Raw genomic sequence first — 26,305 nt, forward strand, 5'->3', positions numbered from 1 at the left:
GATGGCGTCGCCTACGCGCCCGCCGCATCCTCGGTGATCTGGTCCCACTGCGCGCCCATGGCCGCGGCGAGCGCCTGGGCCGCCGACAGGGGGCGGACCATCACCATGAACTCGTCGATCAGTCCGTCCTCGTCGAGATGGAGGAAGTCGCAGCCGGTGATCTGCCGGTCGCCGACCCGGGCCTCGAAGACGAGGGCGGAATCGCGCCCCGAGGCGTCGTTGATCTCGCGTACGTACCGGAAGTCCTCGAAGACGCGCGTGACGCCGCGCAGGATCGCGGAGGTCGTCGCCTTGCCCGGATAGGGCTGGAACACGACGGGGCTGGTGAAGACGACGTTCTCGGCCAGGAGAGCCTCCATCGCCGCGTGATCATTTGCCTCGACGGCCTTGCGGAAAGCCTGCATGCCCACACCTCGGTCTTCGTTGATAGTCAATTTGTTGAGTAGGTGCGATGGAGACTAATCACATCGGTGTACGGTGTCCAGATGTCTCTCAAGTACGCGGTGCTCGCGGCGCTCCTGGAGGGCGAGTCGTCCGGCTACGACCTGGCCAAGATCTTCGACGTCTCCGTGTCGAACTTCTGGTCCGCGACTCCCCAGCAGCTCTACCGCGAGCTGGAGCGCCTTGCGGGTGACGGACTGATCGACGCGCGCGTGGTGCAGCAGGAACGCAGGCCGAACAAGCGGATGTTCACGCTCACCGCAACCGGCCTGCGGGATCTGCACGCCTTCGCCGCGGAGCCGCCCCGCCCCATCGCCATCCGGGACGAACTCATGGTCAAGGTGCAGGCCATGGACGGCGCCGACCCCGCGGCCACCCGCGCGCTGATCGAGGAGCGCATGGAGTGGTCGCGCGGCAAACTCGCCCGGTACGAACGCCTGCGCCGTCACCTCCTCGCCGGCCGCGACGAGGCGGAGTACCTGCGCGACACCGAACGCATCGGGCCCTACCTCACACTGATGGCGGGCCGCTCCCTGGAGGAATCGAACCTGCGCTGGGGCGAGCAGGTCCTGGAGATCCTCGACCGACGCTTCAACTACGCGGACAAGCAAGTGAATTGAGGAGGCAGAAGTGGAGGGGAAGACGGCTGCGGACGCAGTGCCCGAGGCTGCGAAGGCAGGTGCGCAGGCAGGCGCGCCGGCGGAGCCGCCGCGTGCGGTGCTCACCGACTTCGGCGGTGTGCTGACCACCAGCGTGCTCGACTCGTTCCGCTCCTACTCCGCGCGGGTGAGCGAGGATCCGCTGCTGATCGAGCGGCTGTTCCGCAAGGACACGGAGGCGTCGGCGCTGCTCGTGGAGCACGAGTGCGGGCGGATGAGCGAGGCCGACTTCGAGCGGGGCATCGCCGAGCGGCTGCGCGAGCAGGGCGTGGACGTGGAACCGGCGGGGCTCGTCGCCGCGATCGGGGCGGGGCTGCGACCGGACGAGAAGATGCTCGCGGCGCTCGCCGGACTGCGCGCCGAGGGCATCCCGGTGGCGATCGTGTCGAACGCGCTCGGTGACGACTGCTACCAGGGGTACGACATGGAGGCGCTCGCGGACGTCGTCGTGATCTCCAGCGAGATCGGCTCCCGCAAGCCGGGCCGCCGCATCTATCAGACGGCCTGCGACCGCCTCGGCGTCGAACCGTCCGCCTGCGTCATGATCGACGACCTGGAGCACAACCTGAGCGGAGCGGCCCGCCTCGGCATCCGGGGCCTGCACCACGTGGACAGCGACGAAACGGTGCGCGCCTTGGGCGAGTTGTTCGGCGTCAGCTCGCTCGCCCGGTAGCCGCTCGCACGCCGGTCCGGGCATGCGAGCGGCTCGGGGCGCCTACCCGGCCGCGTACACGTCCTCGACGTAACGCCCCTGCGCGGTCAGTTCGCCCAGCCACTGCTCGGAGTCCGCCGCCGTGGCCCCCGGGGTGCGGTCCCGGTGCAGCGTGCGCAGGGCGTCGCGTACGCCCGGTGCCATGCGTGAGCCGTCGCCGCACACGTACACCCTTGCACCGGCGGCCAGCAGGTCCCACACCTCGTCGGCCTCCGCCGCGATGCGGTGCTGGACGAAGGCCACCCCGTCGACGGGGGAGGCGCTGAAGGCGGGGCGCAGCGAAACCGCACCGGCGGCCTCCGCCGCGCGCAGCTCATCGGCGTGCAGGAAGTCGGCGTCCGGGTCGTCGCACCCGAAGTAGCAGACGGCAGGCGCGAGTCGGGCTCCCGCGGCCGTCAGTCGCGCCCGGTCCGCGATCGTGCCGCGGAACGGCGCGAGGCCGGTGCCCGCGGCGATCATGATGACGGGCGCCGCGTCCGCGTGGTCGATGCGGAAGACTTCGCGGCACGGCTGGACGCGGGCCAGCACGGTGTCGCCCGGACGCACCCCGTTGAGGTGGCCGGAGCCCGTGCCGCGGTACAGCCGCCCGCTGCCCGAGCGCGCCGGGGCCTCCAGGAGGGACACCATCAGGTCGGCGTGAGCGGGGTGCACCGCCGGCGAGGAGGACACCGAGTAGTGGCGGGGCCGCAGGGGCGTGAGCACGTCGAGCAGCCGCGGCCACTCCAGGGCGCCGCGCAGCGCGGGGCAGGCCTCGACCAGTTCGAGCAGCGTGCGCCCGTCGGCCGCGCGGGCCGCGTCGTCGTCGGCCAGGGCGCCGAGGACGGCACGCTCCGGCGGGCAGGGGTTGGCGGCGGCGAGCACCGCCAACTGGTCCGCGGTGGGCCTGTCCTGCAACTCGACGTACTGCGAGAGGAGTTGGCGCACCGTCAAAGGCCGGTCCACGGCGAGACCGTCCCGTCGCGGACGGCTCGCACGGATGTCGAGCACCGTCTCCGGGTCGACGCCGAGCGCGGTGGCGGCCCGGTCGACGAGCTCCGGGTCGTTGACGGGCAGCACGGTGAGATGGTCGCCGGTGCGATAGGTGACGCCGTCGGGCAGCGCGAGCCGTACGAAGCGCTTCGTACGGGGGTGGCCGGGCGCGGTGAGGTCGTAGGCCTCGCTGACCGTCATCGGGACAAGGCCGTGCCGCGCGGCGATCGCGTCCAGCGGACCGCCGGTGAGCTCCCGGACCTCGTACGCATCCGAGGGCGCGGAGGCTTCCGGGGCGGCATCCAGCGCGTCGGGGTCGCCGTACCGCTCCAGCAGAGCCGTCCGCAGCCGCGCCGTGAAGTCCCGGACGGTGCCGCCGAGATCACCCGATGCGTCGGCCGCCGTGCGCTCCAGGAGCCGGTCACCGCCCAGCGACGCGAGCCGTTCGTCGAAGCGCGTCGGGACGTGCTGGTATGTGGCGGCCCAGTTGCGGTCGCCCACGCCGAGGACCGCGTACGTGACGTTCTCGGCGGTGGCCGCGGGGGCACCGTCCAGCCAGGAGGCGAACACCGTGGCGTCGTCGGTGGGGCGGCCGTTGTACGAGGCGGCGGTGATGACGACCGGGCGGTCGGCGGGCAGCGCACCGGCGTAGTCGTCCAGCGGTGCGACCTCGGTCGCGCAGCCCACCGATGCTGCCTCGTCGGCGAGTTGGGCGGCGAAGTCCCGGCAGGTGCCGTAGTTGCTGCCGTGCAGGAAGAGCGCACGGGTGCCGGGCGCGACGCGCGCGGGCAGGGCGGTGGCGACGGTCTCCGCCGCTGCCGGTCCGGATGTCACGCCCGGCAGCCCGGCGTGCACGCGGTCGGCGGCGGTGCGCGGCGTGAGCGTGAGCGTGAAGCCGTCGGGCTTGAGGGTGAGCGTCTCCTTGACGGTCAGCTTGTAGTCGGCGTGGTCGTGAAGGCGGTAGCGGTGCACCAGCATCCCGAGCAGCATGGTCGCCTCGTGGAGCGCGAACTGCCGCCCGATGCAGGCCCGTTCACCGGTGCCGAACGGCTTGAACGCGTGCGGGGAACGTGCGGCCTCCGCTTCGGCGGTGAAGCGCGAGGGGTCGAACAGCTCCGGGTTGTCGCCCCACACCGGCTGCCGGTGCAGCATCGGCGCGAGCACGGTGACGCCCTGCCCGGCCCGCAGCGGGATGCGGCCGCCGAGCAGCGTGTCCTCACGGGCGTGCCGGCCGAACGCGGCAGCCGTCGGCCACAGCCGCAGCGCCTCGTTGAGCACCTGGCGGGTGTACGTGAGCCGCCCGACGTCGTCGAAGGTCGGCTCGGGATCGGGTGTGTCGCCCCACAGGGTGTCGACCTCGCGCCGCACCAGGTCGAGGACGGCGGGATGCTTGGCGAGGTAGTACATCGCGAACGACATCGCACCGGACGTCGTCTCGTGCCCCGCGATCAGGAAGGTGATCACCTGGTTGCGGATGTTGGCGGTGTCCAGCTTCGAGCCGTCGCCGGGGTGCGCGGCGCTGAGCATGAGGCCGAGCAGATCCTCGGCGGGCCCGGCGCCGGGCGTGCCGTCGGCCCGCGCGGAGATGACCTCGTCGACCACCTGCGCGAGATAGTCGGCATCGGCCCGGAAGGCGGCGTCGGCCGCCGAGTGGTCACTGCCCGGCGTACGGCTGAGCCGTGTCATGCTCCACTGAAGGCAGCGGACCATGGACTCGATGAAGGGATGCGGCTCGGCCCGCTCGAACGAACCGAAGTCGTAGCCGAACCCGGCGAGTCCGATCGTGTCCAGGGTCATCCGGGTCATGTCGCCCGGCACGTCCACGGGCCGCCCGTCCCGCGCGCCGCGGTCCCACGACTCGATGAGCCGGTGGGCGACGCGCAGCATCACCGGGTGATACGTACGCATCGAACCGAGCGCGAACGCGGGCATCAGGATGTCGTGCGCGCGGGCCCAGTTGGGCTCGTCGTTGTACGCGGTGAACAGTCCGTCGGCGGTGAACTCCCGCACGTTCTGCAGCGCGGGGCCCACGTGCTTGGCGAAGCGGGTCTCGTCGGCGAGCTCGGTCACGAGATCGAGGTCGCTCACGAACAGCGCGTCGCGGCCGTGCAGCCGCCTGCGCAGCACGGGCCCGTGCCGGCGGATCAGTTCCATGGCCTGCTGCAGCGGGGCGGGCCCCGGTCCGGTGGCGGAGATGTCGATCAGAGGCACACCGTCGAGGTCGGATCCGGCGTCCGGGGAGAGCGGTGCGGTGGTGGTGGGGGGCATGGCGTGACAACTGCCTTTCGCCGTACGGAAGTCACTGCTCCCTAACCTTCGTTGCAGGTCCCCGGGGGATTGCGCCGTCCCGCTACATGATTGTGTAGTGATGAACGACGCCCTGCTCTTGACTGCTCCCGGCCGGAAGGAGTTGCCCTGTGACCTCCGTGAAACCCGAGGACTCCGTGAAATCGGAGGGCTCCGTGAAGTCCGAGGACTCCGTCCTGTGGCGCAACCGCGCCATGCTCCTCTTCAACCGCATCCCGATGCCCGTCGCGGTGTGCGACGCGAGCGGGGCGATCATCCTGGCCAACCCGGCGATGACGGCGGAGTGGGGCGAGACCTCGGGGAACCTGCGGGGCCGCAACGTACTGGAGTTGTTCCGCCCCGAGGAGAAGACGCAGGTCCTGCGGATCGCCGAGGCGCTGCGGCTGCGGCACCGCTCGCGCTACCCCGTCGCGGTGCACTGGCAGGCTCCTGACGGGGTGCGGCGCCACGGCGAGCTGACGGCGGAGCCGGTGAGCGACACGGTCGACGAGGTCCCCGGCCTGCTGGTGCTGCTCCGCGTCCTGGGCGAGGACGCCGTCCCCGCCGAGGCGCCCGTCGCGGCAGCGTCCCCTGCCGAGGCCCGCATCCTGGCCCTGCTCGCGGGCGGCGCGAGCACGGCGATGGCGGCCCGCGAGACGGGCCTCACCCCGGACGGCGTCACCTACCACCTGCGCCGACTCACGGAGCGCTGGGGCGCGGCGAACCGGACGGAGCTGGTGGCGCGGGCGTATGCGCTGGGGGTGCTCACTGCGGGGGTGTGGCCTCCGGCCGCCTGAATCGAGCCCGCCGGATCAGCCCGGGGTGTCGCTCGACGCGGCCGCGGCCCTGCGGTACTCGGCGTTTATGCGCTGCGCCTCTTCGAGCTGGTCCTCGAGGATGACGATGCGGCAGGCCGCCTCGACCGGGGTGCCCTGGTCCACCAGTTCGCGGGCGCGCGCGGCGATCCGCAGCTGGTAGCGGGAGTATCGCCGGTGCCCGCCCTCGGAGCGGAGCGGTGTGATCAGGCGGGCCTCACCGATGGCCCGCAGGAAGCCTGGTGTGGTGCCGAGCATCTCGGCGGCCCGCCCCATGGTGTAGGCGGGATAGTCGTCGTCGTCCAGACGACCACTGAGCGGGGTATCTGCAGTCATGTCACCTCGTTATGCCACGCGTCGAGGGGCCCTGGTGCCGTACGGCACCAGGGCCCCGAAGGAAATTCAACACCATCTGTCGGCCCAGTCGCTGCGCCGACCTATTGTTTCCGCCGTCCGGCCCGAGAACAGGGCGGGAAGCGGGGATCGCTGATGCGTGACCGAGGACCACCTTCCAATCCGGGGTCTTGCGGCACCCGGCCGAAACGTTCCGGGCCGGGCGATCCTGATGGCGTCTGCTCCTCCGTTTCTCCCACTTGGTCTACAGCTAGCTACGGGAGAAACCCTAATCATGTGAGCACCCAATGTCTACCGTGGCGGGCATAGATTTTGTGCGCTGTTGCGCGACGTTCGCACAGAGGTGCGCACAGGGGCACGCAGAGAGGTGCGCACGGCGGCACGCAGAGAGGGCCCCATCGGCGTGCGCCGGTGGGACCCTCTGTGTCTGTCTCTGCTTCTGCTGTCCGGGCCTCCGCTACCCGGCGGCGGAGGTGCCGAGCAGGGCCGACGCGGTCTCGAACGGGGTGAGGCCGCGCGGGGCCGCGTCCTCGGTGTGGGTGCGGCAGGTGAAGCCGAGGGACGTCATGGCGCGGGTGACTTCCCCGGCGCTGAAGTCACGGCGGTCCTGCCGGGTGATGACCGCGCCCACCTGCTTGATGGGGTAGTGGCGGCGGCCGATGATGACGGAGTCACCCGTGACGGGCTCGGGCTTGACCCCCTTCATCGCGTCGAGCACCCCATTCTTGGTGAGGTCGAACGGGAACCGGGCGATGACGCAGCGCATGATGCCTCGCAGGTGCGGAGAGGGTGGGTGAGCCTGGTGGTCGTGCGGCCTCAGGCCGCTGAACTGGAGGCCGACGGGCCCTGGGAGGTGCGGCGCGGTGCGCGGTCGGTGCGGCGGTCCCGGGCGCCGGGGCTGCGGCGGCCACGGGACGAGGAAGAGCTGCCGCGGCGGGGGCGCTCGGAGGCCGGTACGGAGATGGTGACCGGGATGCCCGAAGGGGTCTGGGCGCCGGTGATCCGGCTCAACTCCTCGTCGCCCGAGCGCACTTGGGCGGTCTGCGGGGTGATGCCCGCGGCGGCCATCAGACGGCTCATGTCGCGCCGCTGGTTCGGCGTCACCAGCGTGACGACGCTGCCGGACTCACCGGCGCGGGCCGTACGGCCGCCGCGGTGGAGGTAGTCCTTGTGGTCGGTGGGCGGGTCGACGTTCACGACCAGGTCGAGGTTGTCGACGTGGATCCCGCGCGCGGCGACGTTCGTCGCCACCAGGACCGTCACATGCCCGGTCTTGAAGTGGGACAGGGTCCGCGTGCGCTGGGGCTGGGACTTGCCGCCGTGCAGCGCGGCGGCGCGGACGCCGCTGCTCAGGAGGTGCTCGGTCAGCCGGTCGACGGCGTGCTTGGTGTCCAGGAACATGATCACCCGGCCGTCGCGGGCCGCGATCTCGGTGGTCGTCCGGTGCTTGTCCGCGCCGTGCACGTGCAGCACGTGGTGCTCCATCGTGGTGACCGCGCCCGCCGACGGGTCGACGGAGTGGACCACCGGGTCGGAGAGGTAGCGGCGGACGAGCAGGTCGACGTTGCGGTCGAGCGTGGCCGAGAACAGCATCCGCTGGCCCTCGGGGCGCACCTGGTCGAGCAGCGCGGTGACCTGGGGCATGAAGCCCATGTCGGCCATCTGGTCGGCCTCGTCCAGGACGGTGATGCCGACCTGGTTCAACCGGCAGTCGCCGCGGTCGATGAGGTCCTTCAGCCGGCCGGGCGTGGCGACGACGACTTCCGCGCCGGCCCGCAGCGCACCGGCCTGCTTGCCGATCGACATCCCGCCGACCACCGTGGCGAGCTTCAGCCGCAGGGCGCGGGCGTACGGCGTGAGCGCGTCGGTGACCTGCTGGGCCAGTTCGCGGGTGGGGACGAGGACCAGAGCGAGCGGCTGGCGCGGCTCGGCGCGCTGCCCGTCCGTGCGGGCCAGGAGTGCCAGGCCGAAGGCGAGGGTCTTGCCCGAGCCGGTGCGGCCACGGCCCAGTACGTCGCGCCCCGCGAGAGAGTTGGGCAGCGTCGCGCCCTGGATCGGGAAGGGCACGGTCATGCCCTCGCGGCCGAGAGCGGCGAGCAGCGGCGCGGGCATCGCGAGATCGGCGAAGGCCTCGACGGCCGGGAGCGCGGGGGTGACCGTGACCGGCAGGGCGAACTCGCCCTGCGGCGCGGACGGTCGGCGGCCGTAGCCGCCGCCACCCGAACGGCCTTGGCCGCCGGAGCGCCCGCGGGACGGCGCGCCGTGGCGGGCGCGGGAGGAGCGGTCGTTCGTGTGTGTGCGGTTCATGCGGAACCTTCCTTGACGCGGCACGTACCAAGGAATTTCCGCAGCGGGAGCGCGAGAGCGCAGCGCGGAGAATCGCGAGAACGGGCCGGGGAGATGCGTAAAGCGAATCCGGCCGGCGGCAAATGTTCTGCGGGCGGATGCGCGGGAACGAGTGGCGTTCCGGACAGGGGCACGGCGGAGGAGCGAATCCGTACTGATGACGAAGGAGTTCGCGCGGGAAATCCGTGGCCCTGGATGGTGCGGAAAATGCACGAGCTGGGGCCCGCACCCCAAGGTGCGGGCCCCAGCTGCGAAGTACGCGTGAGCGTCAGGCGGGAACGATGTTCTCGGCCGTCGGGCCCTTCTGGCCCTGGGCGATGTCGAAGTTCACCTTCTGGCCTTCCTGGAGCTCACGGAAGCCCTGGGCGGCGATGTTCGAGTAGTGGGCGAAGACGTCGGGGCCGCCGCCGTCCTGCTCGATGAAGCCGAAGCCCTTTTCCGAGTTGAACCACTTCACGGTGCCGATAGCCATGTCTAATCTCCATTCGGGGCAGTGCCCGGAGCCCGCACTGTGCGAACTCCGTGTCGCCGCGATGATCGCCCCGCCGGAAATGACCGGAAATACAAAAGTGCTCCCACCGGCCGGAAAAGGCGGTGAGGGCACTTGAAGTTTTTTGGGAACCACAACTGCAACTGAGAACGACAGTAGCACGGTGCGGTCGGCCCCGTGTGGTAAATAATTCCGTTCCGGGTGTCGCACAAGAAACTCTCAGAGCGCGTCACGCTGATTTCTCATACGGCCGGCACATATATTGCTTCGCTCGAAACACAGCGTTTCTCCGCGGGTGTGGCAGCGGGGGATCACCCGGCGCCGAGTACCAGTGCGTAGGAGCCGAGCCCGACCATGCGGCTGCCGGGGGTCGGGGTCTGGTCGCGGCCGATGTACAGGTCGCCGACCGCGCCGGTTTCCGGGTCGAAGGTGACCTCGGTGAGCGTGCCGATGTCCTCGCCGGACTCGGTCAGGACCCGCTTGCCGAGCAGCCTCTTGTGCGCCCGGGGGTGCGCACTGTCGCTGCCCGCCCCGGCCGCGGCGGTGTCGATGATCGCCGCGTCCGGGCCCATCCCGCGCACCCGGGTCCACGGCACGCTGTCGCCGCCCTTGGCGTTCTTGAGGTACACCTCCGTGACCCGGCAGGTCAGCGGGTCGATGCCGAGACCCGCCACCTCCCCGGCGGGGAGCGCGTCCTCGGCACTGACGACGGACAGGCCCAGGATCTGGCTGAGCAGCATCATCGGTCGTTCCCCTTCCCGAGGCGCGCCGCGGCCAGCGCTTCGAGGTCGTCCACCGCCTGCTCGGCGAGCCGGGCCGGGATCACCAACGTGTCGCCGGTCATGGCCAGTCGGCCGTGCGCGGGCAGGAACGCCCGGCGCTCGTGCCGGCCCATCGCCTCGGTGGTGGCGATGTGGAATCCGGCCACCCGGCCGCTGGTGCCGCCCTCGACCACCGCGTCCAGTACGGTGCCCAGCTCAAGGCCCGCGTCGCTCAGTACCCGGGCGCCGTGCACCTGCCCGGAGCCGGCCTCGCCCTTGTCCACCACCGCGTCCCTGGCCTGCAGCACCTCGACGGCAGGGATCATCACCGCGTCGGGGCCGAGCGCATGGACGCCGGACCAGGGCAGGCTCTGTTTGAGCGGGCCGGAGAGCAGCCCGCGGCCCGCCAGCGTGAAGCCGGTGATCCGTCCGCCCGACGCGTCGAAGACGGTGTCCTTGATCTGCGCCACCGCTTCCCCGCCGAGCGTGACCACGGGCCGCTTGGTCAGTTCGGCCGCGAGCATCAGCGTGGTCATCGCGTCCTCCCGCGTCCCGCGCGGCGCCCGCGGCGGACCACGATCGCGCCGCCGCCACGGCGCCGGGCCTGCGTTCCGAGTACCGCACCGGCCAGCAGGAGCAGTGCCACAAGCACCGCGGCCAGCCACATCCACCAGATCACAGCCGTCCACCTCCCTGTCATCCCGCGGTGGAACCGAGTGCCCCGGAATGGGCCTTCCATACGGAAAGTCAAGTCACGGGAATGTAACGGGAGATGGTGGGTAGGAGCCCGTGCACGGCGCGCCCTCACCCCCGAGGGTGCCTTGTGTTCCGGGAGTGACGATGGTGGCCTCGACGACCAGCAGTCAAGGACCGACGGTGTCGGTCGCCGAACGACATACCGCCGGCCCCGACGCTGCCGCAGTCGACCCCGACACCGCCGGTCGGAAGGCCGCCGAGCACCCCCTGCCGCCCGCCGGCGGACGCCGCATGGCCGAGGTGAAGGCCCTGTCCAAGGCGCTCTTCGCCCGCCTCGACGCCGTGGAGGAAGGAACCCCCGAACACGCCTACGTACGCAACACGCTGGTGGAGCTCAACCTCAACCTCGTGCAGTACGCGGCCCATCGGATGCGCCCGCGCGACGAATCGTACGAAGACGTCGTCCAGGTCGGCACGATCGGTCTGATCAAGGCGATCAACCGCTTCGACCTCCAGCGGGGCGTGGAGTTCCCCACCTTCGCGCTGCCGACCATCATGGGCGAGATCAAGCGCTTCTTCCGCGACACCACCTGGGCCGTGCGCGTCCCCCGACGGCTGCAGGAACTCCGCCTCGACCTGGTGAAGGCCACCACCGATCTCGAGCAGACGAACGGGCACACCCCCACCACCGCCGAACTCGCCGAGCACCTGGACCTGGACGAGGCCGAGATCAGCGAGGGCCTGACCGCCGCCAACGGCTACACCACGGCCTCCCTGGACTTTCCGGCCGACGGCGTCGACTCCGACGACACGCTCGCCGACCACGTCGGCTACCGCGACCCGGAGCTCGACAAGGTCGAGGACCTGCACACCCTGAAGCCGCTCATCGCCGCGCTCCCCGAACGCGACCGCAAGATCCTCGCGATGCGCTTCGCCGCCGACATGACACAGAGCGAGATCGGTGCGGAGCTGGGCATCTCCCAGATGCACGTCTCGCGCATCCTGACCCGGATCCTCGGGCGGCTGCGGGTCAAGCTCCTCGACAAGAGGTAGCCGAGGCCACCGACAGGAGGTAGCCGCGGGGCGCGCCCGAGCTGTTCCGGGAGAGGCTTCTGTGCAGTCTCGGTACGATGGCTCACGGGGGTGCGATGTCCACTGAGACCCATCGCCTGACCATCACCGAGCTCGCGAGTTGCTCCGACTCCGCGGTGCTGCGGGTCAGCGGCGAGCTCGACCAGTCCTGCGAGGAGTACTTCCTGCGTACCCTCGGCGCCAGCGTCGAGGCCGGGCACCGGCATCTGGTCCTGGACGTGACGGCGCTGATGTTCTGCGACTCGCGCGGGCTCAACTGCCTGCTCGCGGTGCGCTGGCTGCTCGCGCGCCGCGAGGGCGTGCTGCTGCTCGCGGGGGCGGGCCGTCGCCTCTCGGAAATGCTGGCGCTGACCGGCAGCACGGAACTGCTCCCCGCCCACCGCACGGTCGGTCAGGCCCTGCTGACCCTGCCGGCGGACCAGCGCCCCACATGGCCGCCGACCCCGTCCTAGGGCCTCTCGTTTGGATCAGGCCGGGCTCACTCGGTGCGCAGAGCCGTGGCCGTTCGTGCCCCGGCCGCCCACGTCGCGGGGAGCAGCGCGCCCAGGAGCGCGATGACGACCCCGGCGAGGCCGAGCAGGAGCAGATGCCAGGGCTCGTACACATCGAGGATCGAGGGCGGCAGACCGGTGCCCGCGGCGCGCCCCATCACCGGCAGGACGAATCCGTGCAGCGCGAACCCGGCAGGCACGCCCACCACACCGCCGATCACGCCGATCCCCGTCACCGAGGCGAGGACGAGCCCCACGGTCTGCCGCGGTGACATACCGAGCGCCTTGCAGACGCCGAGGTCGTGGACGCGCTCGCGGGTGTCGAGTACGACGGAGTTGAGCACGCCGAGGCCCGCCACGGAGACCAGCATCAGAGTGAGAAGCACCGCCATGGCGTTCAGGACGAGGACCATGCCCTCCTGCTCGGACGGGGAGTTGGCCACCGCGTCGCCGCCCAGCGGCTCGAGCGCCGCGGCCAGCTTCTCGGCGTACGCGGTGGGGGAGACGCCCGGCTTCACCTCGACGAGGAACGTCTGGGGCTCGGCCTCGGGGAAGGTGCTCATGGCCGCGTGCAGGTGCAGCCCGTCGTCCGAGGTGTCGAAGGCCTCGCCGACGATCCGCAGGGTCCGTGTCTCCTTCGCCAGGGTCACCCGCACGCTGTCGCCGATCTCGGTGCCTGACCGCTCGAGGAAGCCCGTGGACACCACGAGCTGACCCGCACCGGTGACCCAGTGCCCGGCGATCATCTCGTAGCTCCCCGATCCGGTGTCGCCCTGGTAGAGGCTGGTCTGGACCCGGCCGGAGATCCCGCCCACCACGGCCTCGCTCTGCGCCAGGCCGTAGTACGAGGCGGTGCCCGCCTGCGCGTCGACGGCGGCGCGCACCTTCGCCGGGTCGGCGGCACGCGGCTTCGCGCCGGGCTCCGAGGGGCCGGGTTCGCCGGGGGCCGGGCCCGCGGCAGGACCGCCGCTGAAGGCGGTGACCGCGGCCCGCTCCTCGGGATCCGCCGCGTCACCGACCGCGCCGAGCGAGGCGGTGAGCCCCACGGCGAACGTGGCCGCGACCGTGCCGAAGGCCACCGCGAGCAGCATCGCGAGCGCACGGACCGGGTGGGCGAAGGGACTCGCGAGGCCGTAGGTGAGTGCCCGCGGCAGCGGAAGGCGACCCGCCACCCGGTGCGCCCACCGGCCGCGCCCCGTGCGCGGCGCCCGGCCGACCGCGATGGCCTCGACCGTACGCAGCCGCCCGGCCCGCAGCGCGGGGAACAGCGCCGCGACGCCGACGAGGAGCAGCGCGGCGCCCGGCACCACGACGTCCACCCACCAGGCCACCGACAGCGAGGCAGTGCCGTACGCCTCCTCGGTGTCAGCGAGGAGCGGGACGGCGAGCAGGTTTCCGAGCACGACCCCCAGCGCTATGCCCGCGCCCGCCGGGATCAGCGCCTGCGCCACATACGCGCGCACCACTTCGCGCGGCGTGAAGCCGACGGCCTTGAGGATGCCGATCCTGCGCAGGCTCATGCCGACCGCGCCGCTGACCACACTGCCGACGATGATCACGGACATGGCGATGCCGAGCACACCGAACGCGATCAGGAACGGGATGGTCGGTGCCGCGTTCTGATCGGCGGCGCGCTTGGTGTCCAGGTAGGACTGGGTGCCCTGCAGCGCACCGGACGGCACCGCGGCCGCGATCTTCCTGCGGCCGTCGGCGATGTCCGCCTTCGTTCCCGCGGAGTCGAAGCGGTAGAGCATCTGGCCGGCGACGGGGTTCTCTTCGGAAGCCAGCGCACGGACCTGGGCGGGGGTGGCCCACGCGTCCGCGGTCTTGCTGACCGACACGGCGATGCCGACGACCGTGAGGGTCCGGGCGCCCTCGGCGTCCGAAATCTGCAGGGTGGAGCCTGGCTCGGACGCGGGCCCGGCGAACGACTCGGACAGGACGACCTCGCCCCGCTTCTTCGCCCACCGCCCCGACCGCAGGTCCAGGTCGTCCACGGCGCCGTGCGGAGCGGAGCGCCCGGCCAGCGTCAGGCCGGGCACATGGCCGCCCCCGGCGGCCATGTGGATGGTCGTGAGCGGGTACGGGCCCGCGCTCGCGCTGACGCCGTCCAGTTGTCCGGTTGCCTTGATCCGGGCCCCGCTCGCCTTGGCCGGATCGAACTGCGCGGTGAGGTGCGCCCCGTGCTGCCGCGCGAAGGCATGGTCGAAGGGGGCGTTCGCGGCGACCATGAGGGACCCGGCGACCACGGCCGATGCCACGGCCATCATCGTGGCCACGGCGATCACCAGGGTCTGTACCCGCCGCCGGCCCACTCCGGAGCGCACCACGCGGCCCAGCGCGCCGCTGCCGAAGCGCCTCACCGGAGCACCCGCGCACGGGTGTCGAGGGCGAGCTGCCCGTCGACCAGGTGGATCGTGCGGCTCGCGCAGGCCTCCGCGAGCGCCAGGTCGTGCGTGACCAGGACGATCGTCTGGCCGCCGCGGTGCAGATCCACGAGCAGCTCGCGGACGTCGTGGCCCGACGCGGTGTCGAGCGCGCCGGTCGGTTCGTCGGCGAGGAGCAGGGCGGGACGGTTGACCAGCGCACGCGCCACGGCGACGCGCTGGCGTTCACCGCCGGACAGGCGGCCCGGATAGGCGCGGGCGTGCTTCTGGATGCCGAGGATCTCCATGAGCTCGGCGGTGCGGGCGGCGGCCTCCTTCCGTGCCGTGCCCGTGAGCTGGGCGGGCAGCCGGATGTTGTCCTCGACCGTGAGGTCGTCGAGCAGATTGAAGAACTGGAAGACCATGCCGATCCGTTCGCGGCGGAAGCGGGCCAGCGCGTGCTCGCTCAGCCGATCGATGCGCCGGCCCGCCACCGTGACCGTGCCTTGCGTCGGCTTGTCCAGGCCGGCGACGAGATTGAGGAGCGTGGACTTGCCGCTGCCGGACGGGCCGGTCACGGCGAGGGCTTCACCGGCAGCGACGCCGAGGTCGAGCGGCCCGAGCGCGGGCGCGCCGGCGCTGTCGTAGCGCTTGGCCACGCCCGCCAGTTCGATCACGTCAGTCATGTCAGGGGTCCGTCCTTGCGGTTGATGGCTGAGGCGGTGGCCGGTCCGGTCCGGCTCAGCGAACGTAGGAGCGCACGCCGTTGGGGCGCGTCGGCCGCGGCACCGACATCCGGTGCTCCGCGCGGACGACCCCGCCGCGGGGTCATCACAGCGACGTACTCCTGTGGGACGGCACCCCGGCCGTGCAGGCTGATGCGGACCGGAGCGGGCGGGTCGCACAATGAGCCGGTGGACACGGAAGACCGGCGCGGATGGCGTCAGCAACTGCGCGACGCGTTCCGCCCGGAGGAGCGGCCCGCCCCGCTCTCGCGCCGGGCGGTGCGCGTCGACGCTGCCCTCGCGGTCGTGCTGACGGTCATCGCCCTGATCGTGGCGGCGCGTTACCCCGACAGCGGTCCTGCCGCGATCGGGCAGGACGTGCCGGCCGGGCCCTCCGCGCCGCCTCCGGCACCCGAGCCGCCGCCGCTGGGGCCCGGCGCGGTGCCGGACCCGGAGATCTACGCGGCGCCCTGGCCGCTCGTCGTCCTCTCGGCGCTGCCGTTGGCGTTCCGGCGCCGCTATCCGCTGGCCGCGTTCACGGCGGTGCTGGTCGTGGCGCTTGCCGTCGGCGAGGACAGGACCTCCTGGATCAACGTCCTCACCTGCGTCATCGGTGCCTACAGCGCCGTCATGTACAGCCGCTACCGGCTGCGGGCGATGGTCGTGCTGCTCGGCGCCGCCGTCCTGGCCGGTATCGCGTTCCGGGACTCGGAGGCCATCCTTCCGGGCTGGTCGAGCCCGGCGGTCGTGCTGTTCCTCGCGGGGGTCCTCGCCGGCCTCGTCAGGTTGTGGCGGCGGCAGTTGACGGCGAGCCGGGACCGGTACGCGCAGTTGCAGCAGACCCAGGGCGAGGCCATGCGCCGGGCGGTGGACGAGGAGAGAAGCCGCATAGCCGCCGAACTGCACGACGTCGTCACGCACAATGTGAGCGTGATGGTGATCCAGGCGGGCGCGGCACGCAAGGTGATGGACGCGACGCCGGAGCGGGCGAAGGAAGCACTCCTCGCGGTCGAGGCCGGGGGACGGGCGGCCATGGCCGAACTGCGGCATGTGATGGGCCTGTTGGCCGCGCCCGACACCGGCCGCCCCGACAGCCCCGCCGACGGCCTGGAACCGCAGCCGGGCCTCGGACAGCTCGACGCCCTGATCGAGCGCGTACGGGCCGCGGGGACACCGGTCGGCGTCGCGGTGGACCTGCCGCCGCAGTCCTTGTCGCCCGGCACGGACCTCGCGGCCTACCGCGTCGTCCAGGAGGCGCTGACCAACACCATCAAGCACGCGCCCGGCGCCGAAGCCTTTGTCACCGTCGGCCGGACCGACGACTGCCTGGAGATCGAGGTCGTCGACACCGGAGGCGTGCGGGACGCCCCACGGACGGACGGCAACGGCCGCGGCCTCATAGGACTGCGCGAGCGCCTCGCGGTGTACAACGGCGAACTCACCGCGGGGCCGACCCCCACGGGCGGCTACCGCATCATGGCCCGCATACCCTGGCGGACCTCATGAGCAGACCCCCGCTGCGCATCGTCATCGCCGACGACCAGGCGCTCGTGCGCACCGGCTTCGGGATGATCCTGGCCGCCGACGGCATCGAGGTGACGGCCGAGGCGGCGGACGGGGCCGAGGCGGTCGCCGCCGTCCGGCGCACCCGGCCCGACGTCGTCCTGATGGACATCCGGATGCCGCAGATGGACGGCATCGAGGCCACCCGGCGGATCCTGGGCGGGGAAGGCCCGCACGAGACGCGGGTCATCATCCTCACCACGTACGACCTCGACCACTACGTCTACGCGGCGCTCACCGCCGGCGCCAGCGGCTTCCTGCTCAAGGACGTCACCCCGGAGCATCTCGTGGCCGCCGTGCGCCTCGTGCAGTCCGGTGACGCCCTGCTCGCGCCCGCGATCACCCGTCGCCTCATCGAACGCTTCGCCACCCGCGAGGAGGCCGAGCCGGCTCCCCTGCACCGCGACCTCTCCGGTCTGACGCCCCGCGAACTCGAAGTGCTCCGGCTGCTCGCGACGGGCCTGAGCAACGCGGAGCTGGCGGAGCGCCTCTTCCTCAGCCCGACCACGGTCAAGACGCACGTCGGCCGCATCCTGTCCAAACTGGACCTGCGCGACCGCGTCCAGGCCGTCGTGCTCGCCTACGAGAGCGGACTGATCTCGCCCGGCGGGCGGGACGCGGGCACCTGAGGGCCTTTGCGCCCGGCTCAGTGGCGCCGCTCAGTGGCGCCCTCGGAACTTGCCGAGCATCCGCCTGGCCTGGGCCCGCCTCCTGGGATCGGCCGAGGCCCGGCGGGCCTGACGGATCGTGCGCTGTCCCTGGGGACTCCGGACGAACTGCTTGATGCGGCTGATGACTCCGGGCATGGCCACTCTCCTAAGCACTGGCGCGAGCACTGACGTCGAGAGCGCTCGACTACCCCGTCCGGCACCCCCGAAACGAGAGAGCGGCGCGGTGGCGCCGGACATGGTCCGTTGGCCCTCTTGTGGCTCGGAACGAGCGTACAAGGGTGAGCCAATGGTTCAGTGAAACTGGTGCCTGTTGAGCCAGCAGGACTCCGGATGGTCTGATGTGGCTGTCGATGGCGCTGCGGATTCCCGCGGCGCCTTTTTCATGCGGGCATTTCGATTTTCCAGCGGACGGTTCGAACGGGCTGAACGCGAAAGGGGCGGGGAAGCTGTGCTGAGGAGCGTGTTCACGGCGCCGGATCCGGGACGGATGCGGTTGCGGTTCGCCACGCGGGCCGTCATCGGCATCGCGCTCGCGGTGGCCGTGTGCGGTCTGGCCGGGCACTCGCTCGCCGCGGCGATCACCGGTGGGCTCGCCGCGCTTCTCGCTCTCTTCACCGTGGGTGACGCGACGGTCAGGGGGCAGGCGATCACCACGGCCCTGCTGCCCGCCGTCGGGTTCCCCGTGCTCGCCGTCGCGGCGGCGCTGCACGACGTGCCCGTGGCGCGGGACGCCGCCTTTCTCGCCGTCATGGGCGCGGGCGTGTACGCGCGGCGGTGGGGGCCGCGCGGGCACTCGCTCGGGGTGTTCGCCTTCATGATGTTCTTCGCCACGCAGTTCCTGCACACGGGGCCGGGGCAGCTGCCCGAGCTGTTCGCCGCGATCCTGATGTCGCTGTGCGCCTCGTCGGCCGTACGCTTCGGCCTCTGGTGCTACGAGCGCCGCCTGCCGCCCGCGGCCGTGCCCGCGCCGCCCGGCGGCAGGGGCCTGGCAAGGACCACCACCCGGCAGGCGGTCCAGGCGGCGCTGGGCGGCGCCTTCGCGCTGGCGGCGGGGCAGGTGCTCTCCGACCAGCGGTGGTACTGGGCCGTGGGCGCCACCTGGTGGGTGTTCGTGAACACCGCGTCGAGCGGGGAGACCCTGGTGCGCAGCTTCCGGCGGGTGCTCGGCACGGTCATCGGCATCGGCGCTGGCTTCGTCCTCGCGGTCCCGCTGCACGGCGCGCCGGTGCCCTCGGCGGTCATCGTCGCGATCAGCGTGTTCGGGATCTTCTACACGGCCGCGGTCTCGTACACCTGGATGATGCTCGCGGTCACGGTGATGGCCGGGGTGCTCTACGGCCTGCTCGGGGTGCTCAACCCGGGACTGCTCGCCCTGCGGGTCGCGGAGACCGGCGTGGGCGCGCTCGGCGCCGTGCTCGCCGTGCTCCTCGTGCTGCCCGTCACCACGCACGCCACCACCAACGCCTGGATCGAGCGCGCCCTGCGGTGCGTGCACGCCTGCACGGAGGAGGCCGCGGCCCGGCTCGCCGGATCCCGGAGCGCCGATCCCGCGCCGCGCGTCGCCGAGCTGGAGCAGCTCCTTGGCAAGGTGCGGTTCTCGCTGGCCCCGCTGGTCCACCCCTTCAGCCCGCTGCGGGCCCGCAAGGAACGTGCCCGGCAGGTGCTCGCCCTGCTCGACGCCTGCGCCCGCGAGGTGCGCGGGCTCGCCTCGATCGCAGCGGACCCCGAGGCCTCGCACGACGACCGGCTCGCCGCCGCCTGCTGGCGCGTGGAGTCCGCCGTGGAGGCACTCACCGCGCCGGAGCCGGGACACGGACCGGCCGCCGACGCCGTCACCGTGCCGCAGCCCGGCGCCGCCGAGCCCGTGCTCGCCCATCTGCACGGCCTGGAGAAGGCACTCGTCGAATTGGCCGTGCCGCTGCGCACCCCGACTCGTACGCCGCTGATCGGGGCCTGAGCAGGCACGATCCCCGCCGCTCTGCCAAACCGGACGGCTCACGTCGATCGAAGACACCGGACGGCCAGACATGAGGTGGCCCATCGCGTGGTAGACGGACTTCCGCTCCTTCGGGTGCCGGGCCCAGCCGTGCGCCTCCGCCCGGAGGGTGCCGGCGGACCGTGAGGCGCGCGACTGAGAGGGATGCTGACCATGCAGGAGGAATCACCGTCGATCGTGCATGACGTGTCGGTCGCGGCCGCCGTCGGGCGACGCGCGCTGCCCAACCGGCTCTGCACCGCCTTCACCCAGTCCCTCGGCGCGCAGCGAGCGGCCCTGTCCTGGCTGCCCCGGCTCGAACACTGGCAACTGCTGCACGCCACCGACGAACCCGCGCTGCAGGCCGAGGCCGCCCAGTTCACCCGCGCCGACGGCCCCTCGGTCAGCGCGGCCCTGGGGATGCAGCCCGTGTTCGTGCCCGACCTGCGCGACTACCCGTGCCGCACCGGACCGCCCCTGGCCGACGAACTGCCCGGCACCCGGCGGGTGCTCGCTCTGCCGCTGCACTCCCGGCACACACCGGTCGGCGTGCTCTGTCTCTACTACAGCGAGTGCACCGAGGTGACCTCCACCCACATCACCCACGCGCAACGCGCCGCCGCTCTCGCCCTGGACGCCCTGATGCGCTGGCGGCCCGTGCACGCGGGCACCGGCTGCCGGCGCCCGGTGTGGACCACCAGCACGCGTGCGGCGCGCTGGGAGCGCATCCACCAGGCGGCCGAGCATGTCGCCGCCCGCCAGGACTGCGCCGTCGCCGAGGGGCTTGCGTGGCTGCAGGAAGTGAGCGCGAGCGACGGCCACTCGCTGCTCGACGTGGCCGACAGCGTCCTGCAGCCGTCCCGCGCCCACCACACCGACGAGCCCGAAGGAAGGAGCGGTCGTGAACGAGCCCGTGGAAGTGCTGCTTGACCGAGTCCAGGAACGCGGAGGGTACGTGGTCCGCCAGGAGGCCGCCGGGGCGGTGCAGAGCGTCCTGGAGGTCCTGGGAGCGCATCTGGTGGGCGACGACCGCACGGATCTGGCCCGGCTGCTGCCCCGCCAGTGCGGACCGCTGCTCAACGAGGGCGCACCGGCCAGCGAACCCCTGACGCCCGCGGCCTTCGTCGCGGAGGTGGGCGCGCGCGTCGACGTCGACGCGGGACAGGCCCGCCGCGCCGTCACCGCGGTGCTCGCCACGGTCGCGGAGGTCGCCGACGACGCACTGCTGCGCCGCATTCTCACCCAGCTCCCGCCGGGCCACGCCGGTCTGTTCGGACGTACGGACCCCACCTGATGTCGGCGCACCACCCCGCTCCCTGACTGGAGGATCGTGATGGCACGGACAGTTCCGCAGAGCAAGACCGCGAAGGAATCCGGGGGCGGGAGCGTTCCCGGTGCGCCGCCGCTCTCCGGCTGGGCGCGTGCGATGGCCATGCTGGCGGCCTTCGCGGGGACGGTGGTCTTCGCCGTGCTCCTCGCCCGGCTGACGCTCGAACCCTCCGCCGCATCCGAATCCCTGACGCACAGCAACCTGCGCCCCGGCGATTCGATCCGCGACTACCTCGGGCAACCCGCGTTCCGCGACACCGTCAAGCAGCTCGGCGGCAACATCGTCCTCGGCCTGCCCTTCGGCATGCTGCTGCCGGTGCTCGTGCCCCGGGCCCGCGGTCTCATACGCGTCATCGCCCTTACGGCACTGGTGATGCTGCTCGTCGAACTGGCCCAGGGGATGCTCGTCACCGGCCGGGCCTTCGACGTCGACGACGTCCTGCTCAACACCACGGGCGCCGTCCTCGGCTACCTGCTGGTCGGCCGCAGGCTGGGCCGCGCCGTGCACCCCCGGCGGCGGCACTGGTGGCACCGCTTCACGAAGCGGCAGGACGCCGCGCGTTAGCGGCCGGGGGTCTCACACGCCTCACACGCCTCACGCGCGGCCGGACGTCACACGGTCAGACGGCCGATTTCCTGCGGGTCGAGGCCGGTGAGCCGGGCGATGCGCGGCGCGGGAACGCCCGCGGCGAGCGCCCGGTGCACCAGGGCCTCCCAGTCCCGGGTCGTCTCCCGGAACTCGAGGAGTTCGCCCTCCATGTCCGTGACGGACTGGGGCGCGCACTCCTGCTGGACCCGCAGCGCTTCCTCCTCGCTCAGCGGGATGGGCAGGCGCTCGGCCTCCTCGGGGATCAACGCCTCCGCGTCGGCGGGCAGGACCCGGACCAGTTCGGACGAGGCCGAAGCGTCATGAGCCTGCAGCCAGCCGCGGACGGCGGGGGTCTCCGCGCACTCCAGGGCGCCGACGGCAGCCAGGGCCGCCCCGAGGCGGGGGCGCTGGTCGGGAAGAAGGAAGAGGTATGCGTCGTCGGCCATCGTGGGGGAGTCGCCTTCGGGTTCGGACATCAGCGGCTCACTGATGCTAGCGCCCCGCGAGGGGCCGAGATCCCGCTTTGCCCCGCCGTCCCGCGGCCGGCACCGTCAGCGGGTGGTGAGCATGCCGGCGCGCAGGCGGGCCAGAGTGCGCGACAGGAGGCGTGAGACGTGCATCTGGGAGACGCCCAGGTGCTCGCCGATCTGCGACTGGGTGAGTTCGTCGACGAACCGCAGACGCAGGATCTGCCGGTCGCGCTCGCTGAGTTGGGCGAGCAGCGGGGCGAGGGCGTGGAAGTCCTCCACGAGCTCCATGGCGGGGTCCTCCTCGCCGATGAAGTCGGCGATGGCCGCCTGGCTGTCGTCACGGTCGCCGTGCACGGTGGCGTCGAGGGAGGTGGAGTTGTAGCCGTTGGCGGCCTGGCGGGCCTCGATGACCTCGTCCTCGGTGAGGTCCATCAGCTCGGCCAGTTCGGCGACCTTGGGCGCGCGGCCCAGGCGGGTGCTCAGCTCGTCGGTCGCCTTGGCCAGCTCGACGCGGGCCTCCTGGAGGCGGCGCGGAACGTGGACGGCCCACGACGTGTCGCGGAAGAACCGCTTGATCTCACCGACGATGTACGGCACGGCGAACGTGGCGAACTGGACCTCGCGGGAGAGTTCGAAGCGGTCGATGGCCTTGATCAGGCCGATCGTGCCGACCTGGACGATGTCCTCCATGTCGTCGCTGCGGTGGCGGAACCGACCGGCGGCGTACCGGACGAGCGACATGTTCATCTCGACGAGGGTGTTGCGGGCGTACTGGTACTCGGCCGTGCCCTCCTCCAGCGTGGCGAGCCTGGTGAAGAAGAGCTTCGACAGGTCACGGGCGTCCTTCGGCTCGACCCCCTGGGGCGAGACGATCTCCGGCAATGCCGCGATGCCGGTGTCCGTCGAAGTCCCGGTGACCACAGTCATCATTTTCCTCCCCAGTCCGCCGGCCCCTCCGTCGTCCCCCGACCGGCCGGTGAAGCGCACGTACCCACCCCTCGGTGCTTCATGCCACCCGTCGCGCAACAAGATCCGTTGGCCGTCCGAGGGTTACAGGTTCCGCATTGCCGGGCAAGTGTGCATCTCGGACAGCGGCCACCCCATATTCGGACAGAGGCCACCCCATACGAGGAGGGCTCATGAGGACGCACGGGATGCAACTGGACACCGGACCGACGGAGCAGGCGGTGTTCGACAAGACGCCTGAAGCCGTCTCCCACGCACGGGATTTCGCCCGCGCTTTCGTCGGCAGGCTCCGACCCGCCGTGGATCTCCAGGACGCCGCGAGCGTCGAACTCGCGGTCTCCGAACTCGTCACGAACGTCGTACGGCACGCACGCGGGGCCTCGTGCTCCCTGCGCCTGGAGGCACAGCCGGACGGCATAGCGGTAGTGGTCGGCGACGCCGATCCGCGCCCGCCCCAGGAACGGGCGCCCGACCTGGCAGGCGGCACCGGCGGTTTCGGCTGGCCCATGGTCCAGCACATGGCCAAGGAGGTCACCGTGGCCAGGCACCCGAACGGCAAGACCATCCGGGCCGTCCTGCCCCGGTGACGGACCCCCGGGCGCCGCGCGATGCCCGCCATGGCCCGACGCGCAGGGCATGGGAGCGCGCGGGCCGGGCAGGAGAGGCCAATGGACGACCTGTCTCAGCTACTCCAACAGACCATGCGCCGCCGTCATCTGACGCCGCAGGCGATCGCTGACAAGACCGGGATCCGCACCCCGCGCATCCGGGCCTTCGCCGAAGACGGCGCCGAGGGGCCCGTCCGCCCGACCGACGAGGAACTGACGGAACTGGCCGGCGCCCTCGCACTGCCCGCCATCAAGGACGCCGCGCGGACCACGGCCGCGGCCGCCTCTCCCTGACCGTGAACCCCACGCCGGCCCGCCCCACCGGCCTGCCGTTTCCGGCCGTGGCATGGACATCCGGCCCGCCTCTGAGGCATGTTCACCGGGCACATACAGGGTGGATCACCCCGCCGGAGGGGTAACTCCGCGGCTAACAGACGTGCGGGCCGTGCGGGAGCGGTTCGCGCCCCGGAGCCGCCTCCTGGGGGTGCACCATGCGGAATTTCCTGCGCAGGGCCGGAAACGGAACCCCTGCGGACAGCGGTACGCGGGGATGCGGAGCCGCGGATCAGGCCGACACCCACCGGCGCGCCGCCCCGGAAGGGCCCGCCCTGCGCCGGGCGGCCGCCGAGTTCATCCGTCTGCACCACGGCGAGACCCGCCGCGGTGATCCCGCCGCACGGATCGCCCGGGTGTTCGCCGAGATCGACGGGACGGGCACCTACCGCCACACCCACGACGAGCTGGTCTTCGGCGCACGGCTGGCCTGGCGCAACGCGGCGCGCTGCATAGGGCGCCTCTACTGGCGCTCCCTGCACGTCCTGGACCGCAGGGAGCTGACCGCCGCCGGGGACATCGCGGCCGCGTCGGCGGAGCACCTGCGCCGGGCCGTCAGCGACGGGCGGCGGATCAGGCCCCTGATCACCGTCTTCGCCCCCGACGCGCCGGGCAGGCCGGGACCCCGGATCTGGAACGAGCAGCTCATCCGGTACGCGGGGTACGAGCGCCCCGGCGGACAGGTCGTCGGCGACCCGCGCAACGCCGGGATCACCGCGTTCGCCCGCCGCCTCGGCTGGCCCGGCGGCCCCGGCACCCCCTTCGACGTACTGCCCCTGGTGGTCCAGGGGGCCGGCGACGACCGGCCCCGCTGGTTTTGGCTGCCGCCCGACGCCGTCCTCGAAGTCCCGATCGAACACCCCGATCACGCCTGGTGGGCGGGGTTGGAGCTGCGCTGGCACGCGGTGCCCGCGCTGGCCGGCATGTGCCTGGAGATCGGCGGCGTCTGCTACCCCGCCGCTCCGTTCAACGGCTGGTACATGGGCACCGAGATCGGCGCCCGCAACCTCGCCGACAGCGACCGCTACGACCTGCTGCCGCGCGTCGCCGAGGGGCTCGGGCTCGACACGGCCAGCGACCGTTCGCTCTGGAAGGACCGCGCCCTCGTCGAGCTCAACCGGGCGGTGCTCCACTCCTTCGACCGGGCCGGTGTCACCATGACCGACCACCACACGGAGTCCCGGCGCTTCCTGACCCACCTGGGTCGTGAGGAGAGCAAGGGCCGCACCGTCGGCGCCGACTGGTCCTGGATCGTGCCGCCGCTGTCCGGCAGCGCGACACCCGTCTTCCACCGCACGTACGACACCGTGGAACGGCACCCCGCCTACGTCCACCACCCCGAGGCCCTCGCCAGGGCGCGCGGCGAGAGCGGCGCCGCCCTGGTCCGGGGCGCTCCGGTCTAGAGCGCGTTGGTCTAGACCGACTGCTAGCGTCTGCCGCACGAGCGCCCCCTGTTCGCGGGTGCTCGGTCGAGAGTCGAGAGGGGAACGCAGTGGTCGGCGGCAGGCAGGGCGAGAGCCAACGGGCGTACATCGGATCCTTCACCGCGGCGGGCGGGGCCGGGATCCTCACCGCCGCCGTCGACGCGGACAGCGGTGCGCTGACCGTCCTGGGCGCCACGGAAACGATCGCCGACCCCTCGTACCTCGCCCTGTCGGCCGCGGGCGACACGCTCTACGCCGTCAGCGAGACGTCGGACGGTGCCGTCGCCGCGTACCGCATCGACGGCGACAAGCCGGAGCAGGCCGGGCCGCCGGTTGCCGTCGGCGGGGCCGCGCCCACGCATATCGCCGTGCACGCCGGGCACGTCCTGACCGCCAACTACGGCTCCGGCAGCGTCACCGCCGTGCCCGTGCGCCCCGACGGCAGCCTCACCCGCACGCCATCCGGCGTCCTGCAGCACACCGGCTCAGGACCCCACCCGCAGCGCCAGCAGGGGCCGCACGCCCACCAGGTCCTGCCCGACCCCAGCGGCCGCTGGGCGGTGAGCGTCGACCTCGGCACCGACTCCGTACGCGTCTGCGAGCTCACGGCGGCCGGCGAGCCGGTGCTGCACCGCGAGATCGCGCTGCGGCCGGGCTCAGGACCGCGGCACCTCGCGTTCCATCCGCGCGGCGACCGTGCGTACGTCCTGAACGAGCTCGCCCCCACCATCACGATCTGCGCCTGGGACGCCGCCGAGGGGGCCCTCAAGCCGCTCGGCGAGGCGGCCGTCCTGCCGGGGCCCGCGGACGGCGACGGCGAGGCCTACCCCTCCGAGGTCGTCGTCGCGCCCGACGGCCGCTTCCTGTGGACCGCGACCCGCGGCCAGGACGTCATCTCGGTGCTCGCGCTCGACGAGGCGGGGGACCGGCCGCGGCTCACCGCCACCGTGCCGTGCGGCGGCCACTGGCCGCGTGACCTGGCCCTCGATCCGTCGGGACGCTTCCTGTACGCGGCCAATGAGCGGTCCGGCGACGTGACCTGGTTCGCCGTCGACCCGGAGACCGGCATCCCGCGCCGCGCGGGGTCCGTCGAGGCTCCGGCCGCCTCCTGCGTGATCTTCGGCTGAGTCGCCGGGGCCGCGTACGCCGATGGGCCCGCCCCCTCGTGCAGGGG

General features: G+C 72.2%; 27 protein-coding genes. 15 read left to right on the forward strand and 12 right to left on the reverse strand.

Features of this window, described 5'->3' with window-relative positions; genetic code table 11:
* Positions 1 to 11: 11 nt before the first annotated feature.
* The gene (locus ACWFR3_RS11365; protein WP_453734327.1) at positions 12 to 404 is read right to left on the reverse strand and encodes a nuclear transport factor 2 family protein; all 393 of its coding nucleotides are present in this window, start codon (positions 402 to 404) and stop codon (positions 12 to 14) included.
* An 81-nt stretch (positions 405 to 485) separates the two neighbouring features.
* Here ACWFR3_RS11365 and ACWFR3_RS11370 point away from each other — a divergent pair, with 81 nt between their 5' ends.
* Positions 486 to 1,061 carry a PadR family transcriptional regulator gene (locus tag ACWFR3_RS11370; RefSeq protein ID WP_453734328.1) on the forward strand — a complete coding sequence of 192 codons (576 nt, stop codon included), beginning with the start codon at positions 486 to 488 and terminating at the stop codon, positions 1,059 to 1,061.
* Between the two features lie 10 nt (positions 1,062 to 1,071).
* On the forward strand, positions 1,072 to 1,773 hold the full coding sequence (locus tag ACWFR3_RS11375; RefSeq protein ID WP_453734329.1) for an HAD family hydrolase: 702 nt from the start codon (positions 1,072 to 1,074) through the stop codon (positions 1,771 to 1,773).
* Positions 1,774 to 1,815: 42 nt separating this feature from the next.
* Here ACWFR3_RS11375 and ACWFR3_RS11380 read toward each other — a convergent pair whose 3' ends face one another.
* Positions 1,816 to 5,049: a bifunctional cytochrome P450/NADPH--P450 reductase gene (locus tag ACWFR3_RS11380; protein ID WP_453734330.1), complete on the reverse strand. Its 3,234-nt coding sequence runs from the start codon at positions 5,047 to 5,049 to the stop codon at positions 1,816 to 1,818.
* Between the two features lie 233 nt (positions 5,050 to 5,282).
* Here ACWFR3_RS11380 and ACWFR3_RS11385 point away from each other — a divergent pair, with 233 nt between their 5' ends.
* Positions 5,283 to 5,864, forward strand: a complete 582-nt coding sequence (locus tag ACWFR3_RS11385; protein ID WP_453734358.1) for a PAS domain S-box protein — start codon at positions 5,283 to 5,285, stop codon at positions 5,862 to 5,864.
* Between the two features lie 15 nt (positions 5,865 to 5,879).
* Here ACWFR3_RS11385 and ACWFR3_RS11390 read toward each other — a convergent pair whose 3' ends face one another.
* The 6 genes from ACWFR3_RS11390 to ACWFR3_RS11415 all read right to left on the reverse strand — a co-directional run bounded on the left by ACWFR3_RS11390 (position 5,880) and on the right by ACWFR3_RS11415 (position 10,369).
* Complete coding sequence (locus ACWFR3_RS11390; protein ID WP_453734331.1) at positions 5,880 to 6,218, reverse strand: MerR family transcriptional regulator; 339 nt, start codon at positions 6,216 to 6,218, stop codon at positions 5,880 to 5,882.
* A gap of 475 nt (positions 6,219 to 6,693) precedes the next feature.
* Complete coding sequence (locus ACWFR3_RS11395) at positions 6,694 to 7,002, reverse strand: SCO5918 family protein (RefSeq protein WP_453734332.1); 309 nt, start codon at positions 7,000 to 7,002, stop codon at positions 6,694 to 6,696.
* Positions 7,003 to 7,052: 50 nt separating this feature from the next.
* Positions 7,053 to 8,543, reverse strand: coding sequence for a DEAD/DEAH box helicase (locus tag ACWFR3_RS11400; protein ID WP_453734333.1), 1,491 nt, complete (start codon positions 8,541 to 8,543; stop codon positions 7,053 to 7,055).
* Positions 8,544 to 8,850: 307 nt separating this feature from the next.
* Entirely contained in the window at positions 8,851 to 9,054 is a 204-nt protein-coding gene (locus ACWFR3_RS11405; protein WP_361840963.1) for a cold-shock protein, read from the reverse strand.
* A 329-nt stretch (positions 9,055 to 9,383) separates the two neighbouring features.
* Positions 9,384 to 9,815 carry a PRC-barrel domain-containing protein gene (locus ACWFR3_RS11410; RefSeq protein ID WP_453734334.1) on the reverse strand — a complete coding sequence of 144 codons (432 nt, stop codon included), beginning with the start codon at positions 9,813 to 9,815 and terminating at the stop codon, positions 9,384 to 9,386.
* On the reverse strand, positions 9,812 to 10,369 hold the full coding sequence (locus tag ACWFR3_RS11415) for a PRC-barrel domain-containing protein (RefSeq protein WP_453734335.1): 558 nt from the start codon (positions 10,367 to 10,369) through the stop codon (positions 9,812 to 9,814). The genes ACWFR3_RS11410 and ACWFR3_RS11415 overlap by 4 nt, the downstream gene beginning before the upstream one ends.
* Before the next feature lie 304 nt (positions 10,370 to 10,673).
* Between ACWFR3_RS11415 and ACWFR3_RS11420 the strand changes: the two genes are divergently transcribed.
* On the forward strand, positions 10,674 to 11,582 hold the full coding sequence (locus tag ACWFR3_RS11420) for an RNA polymerase sigma factor SigF (protein WP_453734336.1): 909 nt from the start codon (positions 10,674 to 10,676) through the stop codon (positions 11,580 to 11,582).
* 95 nt (positions 11,583 to 11,677) lie between these two features.
* On the forward strand, positions 11,678 to 12,073 hold the full coding sequence (locus ACWFR3_RS11425) for an STAS domain-containing protein (RefSeq protein ID WP_453734337.1): 396 nt from the start codon (positions 11,678 to 11,680) through the stop codon (positions 12,071 to 12,073).
* Positions 12,074 to 12,099: 26 nt separating this feature from the next.
* On the opposite strand, the gene ACWFR3_RS11430 is transcribed toward ACWFR3_RS11425, so the two are convergent.
* A complete protein-coding gene (locus tag ACWFR3_RS11430; RefSeq protein WP_453734338.1) occupies positions 12,100 to 14,475 on the reverse strand; it encodes an ABC transporter permease in 2,376 nt (791 codons plus the stop codon).
* Positions 14,472 to 15,164: an ABC transporter ATP-binding protein gene (locus ACWFR3_RS11435; protein ID WP_453734339.1), complete on the reverse strand. Its 693-nt coding sequence runs from the start codon at positions 15,162 to 15,164 to the stop codon at positions 14,472 to 14,474. The genes ACWFR3_RS11430 and ACWFR3_RS11435 overlap by 4 nt, the downstream gene beginning before the upstream one ends.
* Positions 15,165 to 15,356: 192 nt before the next feature.
* Between ACWFR3_RS11435 and ACWFR3_RS11440 the strand changes: the two genes are divergently transcribed.
* From ACWFR3_RS11440 to ACWFR3_RS11465, 6 genes are all read left to right on the forward strand, one after another.
* Complete coding sequence (locus ACWFR3_RS11440) at positions 15,357 to 16,709, forward strand: sensor histidine kinase (protein ID WP_453734340.1); 1,353 nt, start codon at positions 15,357 to 15,359, stop codon at positions 16,707 to 16,709.
* Complete coding sequence (locus ACWFR3_RS11445) at positions 16,706 to 17,395, forward strand: response regulator (RefSeq protein WP_453734341.1); 690 nt, start codon at positions 16,706 to 16,708, stop codon at positions 17,393 to 17,395. The genes ACWFR3_RS11440 and ACWFR3_RS11445 overlap by 4 nt, the downstream gene beginning before the upstream one ends.
* Before the next feature lie 529 nt (positions 17,396 to 17,924).
* Positions 17,925 to 19,394 carry an FUSC family protein gene (locus tag ACWFR3_RS11450; protein WP_453734359.1) on the forward strand — a complete coding sequence of 490 codons (1,470 nt, stop codon included), beginning with the start codon at positions 17,925 to 17,927 and terminating at the stop codon, positions 19,392 to 19,394.
* A gap of 192 nt (positions 19,395 to 19,586) precedes the next feature.
* The gene (locus tag ACWFR3_RS11455; protein WP_453734342.1) at positions 19,587 to 20,342 is read left to right on the forward strand and encodes a GAF domain-containing protein; all 756 of its coding nucleotides are present in this window, start codon (positions 19,587 to 19,589) and stop codon (positions 20,340 to 20,342) included.
* Positions 20,314 to 20,706 (forward strand): DUF2267 domain-containing protein, encoded by a 393-nt coding sequence (locus ACWFR3_RS11460; RefSeq protein WP_453734343.1) that lies wholly within the window; start codon positions 20,314 to 20,316, stop codon positions 20,704 to 20,706. The genes ACWFR3_RS11455 and ACWFR3_RS11460 overlap by 29 nt, the downstream gene beginning before the upstream one ends.
* A 138-nt stretch (positions 20,707 to 20,844) precedes the next feature.
* Positions 20,845 to 21,306 carry a VanZ family protein gene (locus tag ACWFR3_RS11465; RefSeq protein WP_453734360.1) on the forward strand — a complete coding sequence of 154 codons (462 nt, stop codon included), beginning with the start codon at positions 20,845 to 20,847 and terminating at the stop codon, positions 21,304 to 21,306.
* Between the two features lie 47 nt (positions 21,307 to 21,353).
* On the opposite strand, the gene ACWFR3_RS11470 is transcribed toward ACWFR3_RS11465, so the two are convergent.
* Both ACWFR3_RS11470 and ACWFR3_RS11475 read right to left on the reverse strand, forming a co-directional pair.
* Entirely contained in the window at positions 21,354 to 21,806 is a 453-nt protein-coding gene (locus ACWFR3_RS11470; RefSeq protein WP_453734344.1) for a DUF6003 family protein, read from the reverse strand.
* A gap of 75 nt (positions 21,807 to 21,881) precedes the next feature.
* Entirely contained in the window at positions 21,882 to 22,727 is an 846-nt protein-coding gene (locus ACWFR3_RS11475; protein WP_453734345.1) for an RNA polymerase sigma factor SigF, read from the reverse strand.
* 212 nt (positions 22,728 to 22,939) lie between these two features.
* Between ACWFR3_RS11475 and ACWFR3_RS11480 the strand changes: the two genes are divergently transcribed.
* From ACWFR3_RS11480 to ACWFR3_RS11495, 4 genes are all read left to right on the forward strand, one after another.
* Positions 22,940 to 23,353 carry an ATP-binding protein gene (locus ACWFR3_RS11480; RefSeq protein ID WP_453734346.1) on the forward strand — a complete coding sequence of 138 codons (414 nt, stop codon included), beginning with the start codon at positions 22,940 to 22,942 and terminating at the stop codon, positions 23,351 to 23,353.
* Between the two features lie 81 nt (positions 23,354 to 23,434).
* Positions 23,435 to 23,668 carry an XRE family transcriptional regulator gene (locus tag ACWFR3_RS11485; protein WP_453734347.1) on the forward strand — a complete coding sequence of 78 codons (234 nt, stop codon included), beginning with the start codon at positions 23,435 to 23,437 and terminating at the stop codon, positions 23,666 to 23,668.
* Positions 23,669 to 23,865: 197 nt separating this feature from the next.
* Entirely contained in the window at positions 23,866 to 25,110 is a 1,245-nt protein-coding gene (locus tag ACWFR3_RS11490) for a nitric oxide synthase oxygenase (RefSeq protein WP_453734348.1), read from the forward strand.
* Between the two features lie 89 nt (positions 25,111 to 25,199).
* Entirely contained in the window at positions 25,200 to 26,258 is a 1,059-nt protein-coding gene (locus ACWFR3_RS11495) for a lactonase family protein (RefSeq protein WP_453734349.1), read from the forward strand.
* Positions 26,259 to 26,305 lie beyond the last annotated feature (47 nt).

Source organism: Streptomyces sp. NPDC055189, assembly GCF_053606765.1.

What these genes read in the sequence shown, in the direction of transcription:
- ACWFR3_RS11365 (WP_453734327.1), bottom strand. Translation starts at nt 404, where the DNA reads ATGCAGGCTTTCCGCAAGGCCGTCGAGGCAAATGATCACGCGGCGATG.
- ACWFR3_RS11370 (WP_453734328.1), top strand. Translation starts at nt 486, where the DNA reads ATGTCTCTCAAGTACGCGGTGCTCGCGGCGCTCCTGGAGGGCGAGTCG.
- ACWFR3_RS11380 (WP_453734330.1), bottom strand. Translation starts at nt 5,049, where the DNA reads ATGCCCCCCACCACCACCGCACCGCTCTCCCCGGACGCCGGATCCGAC.
- ACWFR3_RS11385 (WP_453734358.1), top strand. Translation starts at nt 5,283, where the DNA reads ATGCTCCTCTTCAACCGCATCCCGATGCCCGTCGCGGTGTGCGACGCG.
- ACWFR3_RS11390 (WP_453734331.1), bottom strand. Translation starts at nt 6,218, where the DNA reads ATGACTGCAGATACCCCGCTCAGTGGTCGTCTGGACGACGACGACTAT.
- ACWFR3_RS11395 (WP_453734332.1), bottom strand. Translation starts at nt 7,002, where the DNA reads ATGCGCTGCGTCATCGCCCGGTTCCCGTTCGACCTCACCAAGAATGGG.
- ACWFR3_RS11400 (WP_453734333.1), bottom strand. Translation starts at nt 8,543, where the DNA reads ATGAACCGCACACACACGAACGACCGCTCCTCCCGCGCCCGCCACGGC.
- ACWFR3_RS11405 (WP_361840963.1), bottom strand. Translation starts at nt 9,054, where the DNA reads ATGGCTATCGGCACCGTGAAGTGGTTCAACTCGGAAAAGGGCTTCGGC.
- ACWFR3_RS11410 (WP_453734334.1), bottom strand. Translation starts at nt 9,815, where the DNA reads ATGATGCTGCTCAGCCAGATCCTGGGCCTGTCCGTCGTCAGTGCCGAG.
- ACWFR3_RS11415 (WP_453734335.1), bottom strand. Translation starts at nt 10,369, where the DNA reads ATGACCACGCTGATGCTCGCGGCCGAACTGACCAAGCGGCCCGTGGTC.
- ACWFR3_RS11420 (WP_453734336.1), top strand. Translation starts at nt 10,674, where the DNA reads ATGGTGGCCTCGACGACCAGCAGTCAAGGACCGACGGTGTCGGTCGCC.
- ACWFR3_RS11425 (WP_453734337.1), top strand. Translation starts at nt 11,678, where the DNA reads ATGTCCACTGAGACCCATCGCCTGACCATCACCGAGCTCGCGAGTTGC.
- ACWFR3_RS11435 (WP_453734339.1), bottom strand. Translation starts at nt 15,164, where the DNA reads ATGACTGACGTGATCGAACTGGCGGGCGTGGCCAAGCGCTACGACAGC.
- ACWFR3_RS11440 (WP_453734340.1), top strand. Translation starts at nt 15,357, where the DNA reads ATGCGGACCGGAGCGGGCGGGTCGCACAATGAGCCGGTGGACACGGAA.
- ACWFR3_RS11445 (WP_453734341.1), top strand. Translation starts at nt 16,706, where the DNA reads ATGAGCAGACCCCCGCTGCGCATCGTCATCGCCGACGACCAGGCGCTC.
- ACWFR3_RS11450 (WP_453734359.1), top strand. Translation starts at nt 17,925, where the DNA reads ATGCGGTTGCGGTTCGCCACGCGGGCCGTCATCGGCATCGCGCTCGCG.
- ACWFR3_RS11455 (WP_453734342.1), top strand. Translation starts at nt 19,587, where the DNA reads ATGCAGGAGGAATCACCGTCGATCGTGCATGACGTGTCGGTCGCGGCC.
- ACWFR3_RS11465 (WP_453734360.1), top strand. Translation starts at nt 20,845, where the DNA reads ATGCTGGCGGCCTTCGCGGGGACGGTGGTCTTCGCCGTGCTCCTCGCC.
- ACWFR3_RS11470 (WP_453734344.1), bottom strand. Translation starts at nt 21,806, where the DNA reads ATGTCCGAACCCGAAGGCGACTCCCCCACGATGGCCGACGACGCATAC.
- ACWFR3_RS11475 (WP_453734345.1), bottom strand. Translation starts at nt 22,727, where the DNA reads ATGACTGTGGTCACCGGGACTTCGACGGACACCGGCATCGCGGCATTG.
- ACWFR3_RS11480 (WP_453734346.1), top strand. Translation starts at nt 22,940, where the DNA reads ATGAGGACGCACGGGATGCAACTGGACACCGGACCGACGGAGCAGGCG.
- ACWFR3_RS11485 (WP_453734347.1), top strand. Translation starts at nt 23,435, where the DNA reads ATGGACGACCTGTCTCAGCTACTCCAACAGACCATGCGCCGCCGTCAT.
- ACWFR3_RS11490 (WP_453734348.1), top strand. Translation starts at nt 23,866, where the DNA reads ATGCGGAATTTCCTGCGCAGGGCCGGAAACGGAACCCCTGCGGACAGC.